This window comes from Collinsella aerofaciens (assembly GCF_028209625.1).
GTDB lineage: Bacteria > Actinomycetota > Coriobacteriia > Coriobacteriales > Coriobacteriaceae > Collinsella > Collinsella aerofaciens_AM.
Map to the genome: position 1 here is coordinate 1 of NZ_JAQLDU010000031.1, position 5628 is coordinate 5628.

8 protein-coding genes are annotated in these 5628 nt (G+C 61.0%); 3 read left to right on the top strand and 5 right to left on the bottom strand.

Going from position 1 to position 5628, the window contains the following annotated elements; genetic code table 11:
• On the bottom strand, positions 1–900 hold a 900-nt coding region (locus tag PMW70_RS09540), incomplete at its 3' end, for a hypothetical protein (RefSeq protein WP_465038321.1).
• Positions 901–1081: 181 nt separating this feature from the next.
• Between PMW70_RS09540 and PMW70_RS09545 the strand changes: the two genes are divergently transcribed.
• Together PMW70_RS09545 and PMW70_RS09550 are read left to right on the top strand one after the other, a co-directional pair.
• On the top strand, positions 1082–1375 hold the full coding sequence (locus tag PMW70_RS09545) for a hypothetical protein (protein WP_271744722.1): 294 nt from the start codon (positions 1082–1084) through the stop codon (positions 1373–1375).
• Positions 1376–1380: 5 nt separating this feature from the next.
• On the top strand, positions 1381–1653 hold the full coding sequence (locus PMW70_RS09550; protein ID WP_012814665.1) for a hypothetical protein: 273 nt from the start codon (positions 1381–1383) through the stop codon (positions 1651–1653).
• Positions 1654–1829: 176 nt separating this feature from the next.
• Here the strand turns inward: PMW70_RS09550 and PMW70_RS09555 are convergent, their stop codons facing one another.
• Positions 1830–3461, bottom strand: coding sequence for a MobA/MobL family protein (locus PMW70_RS09555; protein ID WP_271744723.1), 1632 nt, complete (start codon positions 3459–3461; stop codon positions 1830–1832).
• Positions 3462–3793: 332 nt separating this feature from the next.
• Here PMW70_RS09555 and PMW70_RS09560 point away from each other — a divergent pair, with 332 nt between their 5' ends.
• Positions 3794–4096: a hypothetical protein gene (locus tag PMW70_RS09560; protein ID WP_012814670.1), complete on the top strand. Its 303-nt coding sequence runs from the start codon at positions 3794–3796 to the stop codon at positions 4094–4096.
• Between the two features lie 111 nt (positions 4097–4207).
• Here PMW70_RS09560 and PMW70_RS09565 read toward each other — a convergent pair whose 3' ends face one another.
• From PMW70_RS09565 to PMW70_RS09575, 3 genes are all read right to left on the bottom strand, one after another.
• The gene (locus PMW70_RS09565) at positions 4208–4540 is read right to left on the bottom strand and encodes a hypothetical protein (protein WP_158050459.1); all 333 of its coding nucleotides are present in this window, start codon (positions 4538–4540) and stop codon (positions 4208–4210) included.
• Positions 4541–4542: 2 nt separating this feature from the next.
• Positions 4543–4965, bottom strand: coding sequence for a hypothetical protein (locus tag PMW70_RS09570; RefSeq protein ID WP_271744724.1), 423 nt, complete (start codon positions 4963–4965; stop codon positions 4543–4545).
• A 79-nt stretch (positions 4966–5044) separates the two neighbouring features.
• The coding region (locus tag PMW70_RS09575; protein WP_271744725.1) for a helix-turn-helix domain-containing protein at positions 5045–5628 on the bottom strand (584 nt) is incomplete at its 5' end.

A 5628-nucleotide genomic window follows, 5' to 3' on the forward strand; every position in this document is an offset into this window, starting at 1 on the left:
GCACTTCACGGCGTATATCGCAAGCGCCATCAGGCAGAAGTACCTGTGCTTGTATGATGCGCCCTCGCGTATCTTCCGAAGCCACCAGTTGTATAGGTCTTCCTTGGCATCCCATGAGCCGTCGGCATGACCGCCGTTGACGATGACCTTCTCGTACCACTCGGGGAACTTCTCCTTGGCCTGTTCGAGCGTGTACCTCGTCTCCCTCCACTTCTTGGATAGGTCGACTTGCTGGTCTGGAGGAAGGAACCCGTTTAGCTCTTCGAGCGAGAACGGATGCGTGTTGACCCTGAATGCCCTCACCGTACCGCCGTCCTTGGTCTTGCCGCCGATGATGCGGAACCCTTGGTTGATGCCCTGGTGCTGCGGGTGCTCCCATTCCCTCGATGTGTACTTGTTCCACATCTGGTCGGTCAGGCGGTACTTCATGTCCTTCAGCAGGCTTTTGGTGTTCGGGTAAAGGTCGGCGGGTTCCTCGAGGACGTAGTACAGGTGGATATTGTGCCCGCTCAGGATGATGTAGTTCGGATCGGGATAGTAGGGGTAATCGCTGCGGCAGTTGTAAAAGAAGTTCCGCAGAGTAACGTCATCCTGACCGTCGAGGTCGAAAATCAGGGCGCACATCTTGCTCTGCGCATCGGCGGTGTTCGCCCTGCCCCAGTAGGTGAGACCGTTCGTTATCGCCCAGTTCGCATCGCTGAACTCGGCAAGAGTGTCCTCGAACGTGTCCTCGAACAGGATGCGACGGCGAACCCTGTCCCCTTCGAGCTTCCCGTCCTCGTCGTAATGACCGCCGAACGAGCCGACGATGATGGGGTTCGCCTTGTGCTCACCGCTTGGCTCCCCTTCGGTCTGTATGAACCCGTACCCGAGCTGAAAGATATCGGAGTAGACATCCATGGCCGAGACCTCGAAAGCCCCGTACTCAAGAAGAACGGACTCAAGAGACAACCCACTCACCAACCTATCCCGGAAGCCCTCACAGGCACGTTATATTATCAATAGATTTATTTTACACCTAGAGCCAGAGAAAAAGGCCCCCTGAAATACGGGCGTATTTCTCCCGATAGAAAGATATGATATGATTTCATATCATATCGAGAGGAGAGCGGGCATGAGCCAGATAGGGGTTCACCCCAGAATCAGCGAGCGGCACCCCGAGGTGAGCGATGCGGACGTGATGGCGGCGATGCGGTCGATGATTCGCTACAAGCAGCGCGAATCGGGCGAGTGGATTGCCGTCGGCACGGACTCCCGCAGCAGGCTGGTCGAGCTCGTCTACATCTACGATGCCGACGATGACTACTTCTTCGTCTACCACGGGATGACACCGCCGAGCGGCAAGACGCTCAGGGAACTAGGCTTGGAGAGGTGATTTTGATGAACGTGAACGATTTCATGGCGAAGCACGGCATCACCGATGCCGACCTCGACCGTATGGCCGCGCCCTACGAAGACGGCAGCTTCGAGCCGGAACCCGATGGCAAGGTGTTCAGCGGCTCGCACCTCGACGCGGTCGGAACCCGCCGCGTGACGGTAGTCTACGACGCGAAGGACACGCAGAGGGTGGCCATGATAGCCCGCAGCAAGGGCGTGAAGCCGTCTTCGGTCTACAGGGACGCACTCGACTACTATCTTGCCGCACAGGCTTAAACGGTTGCCGCAGGCGGGTCAATGTAGCAGGCGGTGACTACGGGGCGGCGTGTTCCGCGCTTGCGCGGATCTAAGCCGACTCGTTCACCGGCTGCGGAATTGACGCGACGGTCAATCGAATAGACCAGACTTGAAAAAGGGTCGATGGACGCTCTGCTCCATCGACCCTTTCCTTGCTACCTGCCCTGCCCGATGTTGGGGTTCCGCTCGTGGCTCGGCTGCTCCTTGCGCCTTTGCGTCTGCTGTTGCGAAGCGGAACCGCCGCCCGGTCTCGGCTTTGGCTTGGGAGCGTCCTTCGCATGGCTCAGCCGCCACGCGTCGCACCTCTGCCAAGCGGACAAGATTGCCTGCTTTACGTCAGCATCGTCGGCGATTTCCGGTGTCGGGCGCGGCAACTTGAGCTTCGGCATGTCGGCGAGCATGTACCCGCCGCCGCGCGATTCCGCGCTCACGCCGCCCCTGTATTCCTTCTCGCGGCGCTTCACGTCGGCGATGTAGGCATCCCTCATGCAAGAGATACGTTCTGATTCAACCTCGGCGGAATTGTCGGAAAGATATTCGCCGAGCTTGGGGTCGAGGTCTGCCATGAGGGACGCGGCGCGCGGTTCGTCCTCGTCGTAGACCCAGAAGTCGCGACCCTTCCAAGCCGTTGCCGCGCCCCAGCCCTTGAGCCTTTCCCTGAAGTCGCGGAACCCCTTGGCGGCATCGAGCGCATAGAGGCAAAGCCCGCGCAGGTTGCGCAGCAGCGCGTCCATGACGGTCGGTCTGCACCACATGTCGAGTTCCCTCGACGCTTCGGCCATCTCGGCGTTCGCCATACGGCGCTCGGCATTCTGGGCACCGCGCAGGGTCACGGGTTCGTATTCGACCCCAGCCGCTTCGGCTTCGGCCTTGGCGCGGTTCTCCATGGCACGGACGCGGCTTCCCTCGTGCACCTGCGGGACGCGCTCGACGCCTTGGCGCTCGTAGCTCCTATGGTCTACGCGCCCATCGAACCCGTTCTCTTCGAGTGCGTCGTTTATGAGCGCCGCGATTTCGGAGCGCCATTCCTCGGCCTTGGTCGGCTCGTTCCAGTCGGTAAGGTATCGCGTCTCCTGCTTCGGGTTGCGCCCCTGCCTGCTCTTTCTTGTCAGCTCGGATACGTCTTCCGGGTCTGCCGATTGCCCGAGTTTGCCACGCACCCGCGCGGCGGCTTCCGTCGGCGTGAGCCATCGCGTTTCGCCGCTGATTCGGTACCTGTAGACCTTTTCCCATCCCTCGGCTTTCAGGAAGGCGAACTCCTTGGCGCTCGCCTTCCTGTCATCTTTCTCGCCGAGCTTCCTGCACACGTAGACATTCTCCGATTTTGCGAGGAACCCGTTTTCGCCGACGGGGCGCAGCGGTTCAAGCTCGTGCACGTGCCAGTTCGTTCCGTCGACGTTGCAATGGATGCACGCATCGACCACGTGGCCGGCGGCTGCGCGCTGCGCCACGTGTTTCCTCGCGAGCCTGATTTTCTCGTCGTCCGGCAGCTCGTCGGGCAGCGCCCACTCGATTCGGCGGCAGAGCTGCGCGTCGGCCTTCTTCTCGACGCGCTCGACCTCGTTCCACAGCGCACCGCGCTCGCCGAACCGCTTCGGCGCGTTGTCTGGCAGCGCGATTCCCAAATCCGCCACCAGACGCTCGTGCCTATGGGCTTTGGTGAAATCAAACATGGTTCCCTCGCGCTCGAACTCGATGGCCGAGCGCGATATGTATGCGGCACCAGCGACGGCGGACGCGCCGTCGGCGCGGGACGCGACGGATATGTTGCAGTGAAAGATGGCCACCGCCAGACCTCCCGTGGACGAACCTTGGCAAGATGCCGGAGCGCCGCCGCGACGGCATCGCGCAGCCCGCGATGATTCCGGAATCGCTGCGGGAGAATGGCAAGACTGCGGAGCGGTCGCGCAGTCGGACGGTCTGACCGTTCCGACGGAGAAGCCCCGCGCAGCGGCGCACGTCATGCCGCAGGCGTGACATATAAGTGCGCTTTATCCCTACGGGCTAAAGATATTATAGCCATTCCGCGCCGCCGCGAAATGGCCTACCATATGCACGGGTAGCGTCGGTGCCGCCGCCGACGCGGACAATTTCGACGGATTGGGCAAGGTGGTTCCGCATGGCGACGCTTGAGGAATTGGAAAAACGCAAAAGGCAGCTCGAAGCGCAGATTCAGCGCAAGAAGCGCGAGCTTGCGAAGTCCGAGCGCAAGGCGAGGAACCACGCCGTCATGGTCGCTGGCGGCCTGCTGATGGCGAAGGCCCCGGGCGGTGACTGGAAGTCGGTCGATTGGAACGCGCTCGCCGCGTTCATCGCCGGGCACGCCGACGAGATTTCGGCGTGCGGTACGCAGCCGCTCGACACGGATGGGGCGAGCAAGCGCCTTCGCGAGTGGGAGAAGGCAAAGCGCCAGCAGGTGTAGCGGCACTCGCCAGATGCCCAGAATCGGCTTTAAAAGAACATGGCCGCAGAACTCTTCTGCGGCCATGTTTCGGAGCCTTAAAACGGCTCTCAGACGTTCATTTGTGCCAAATCAGCTGAACGAGCAGTAGACGTACCCGCCCTTTCGGTCATACTCCCAATCTCCCGGAAGCTCGCTGCCGTCCGAATCGACCTCGACCCACCAGCCGTCCTCCGGGTCTCCCATGACGCGCCAGCGGCGCTTGCCGAGCTGCGACACGAGTTCATCGCCGTCAGGCTCGACGAGCGCGGAATCGCCCACATCGCCGACGCGCTCGACCGACAGAACCCACGCCTTGCCCTCGGCGCTCGCGATTCGGTTGAAGAACTCCGACAGCTCGAAGTCAGCCACCTCGGTGCGCTCGCATTCCCCCGACCTGCGCAGCACGGATACGTTCCACTTCACGGCTAGCCCCTCCAAGCCCTCTTGAGCCTTTGCCATCGGCTCAGCTTCTGCTCGGTCGATTCCAGCGCGAGCGCCTGCGCCGTCTCGTGGTGGAGCGCCTGAGCGCCCTGCACGGCCTTGGTGCCGTCGGCCACCGTCTCCATGAGCTTGGCTATCTGCTCGTCCTTCTTGGCGAGCTGAGCATCCTTGACGGCCAACTGCTCGACGAGCGCGGCAAGCGCTGGCGAATCGGCTCCGCTCGACCGCTCGGCACCGTGTATCTCCTGTGTATCTCGGTGTGTATCACCCTGTGTATCAGGCGGCTCCTCGTCAAGCGAGTCGATGAACCCGCGAATCAAATCAGTTTGGGAACATCCTCGCAGCTCGGAAACCTTTTTTAGCTTGCAGATTTGCTCATCTGTAAGCCTGAACATCTTCTGCGGCACGTGTATCTCCTGTGTATCTCGGTGTGTATCACCCTGTGTATCAGCCCATTTCATCACCCAAATGAAAAGCGGGCAAGAATCAATCGGCTTTCGGCTCCGTCATATCGACGTGAACGTGCCCGTTTTCGTACCATGCGCCATCCGGCAGGCCGTCGGTGTCGCACTTCCAACCCCTCAGCCATTTGATGACGGTAGGACGCGACACGCCAAGCGCCTTTGCTATGTCCGAGTGGTTGGCATCCGGGTGCTCGCGGGCATAGGAGCGAATCAGCTCGCGCTTCTCACCGCTTCCCTTCGGCCGACCTTGCAACGCATGACCGGCATCCTCGCTCAGAATCTCAAGGTTCGAACGCGCCATTCTGAGGTGCAGCGCCTGCTTCCTGTAGTTCCGCTTGTTCTTCGGGATGGCCATACCCGATATCTTCTCCAAGTCCTTGATGGGGAACTTCTTGTACCGCAGGTCGAGGCATTCGAGTGCGTTCTCGACCTCGTGGTCGTTGCCGAACGGGTGCTCGGTGTCTACCGAATCCAGGAACGGCACCAGCGAATCCATGTCCGCCTTGACGCGTTCGCGGTCGGTGATGCCGCACTTCACGGCGTATATCGCAAGCGCCATCAGGCAGAAGTACCTGTGCTTGTATGATGCGCCCTCGCGTATCTTCC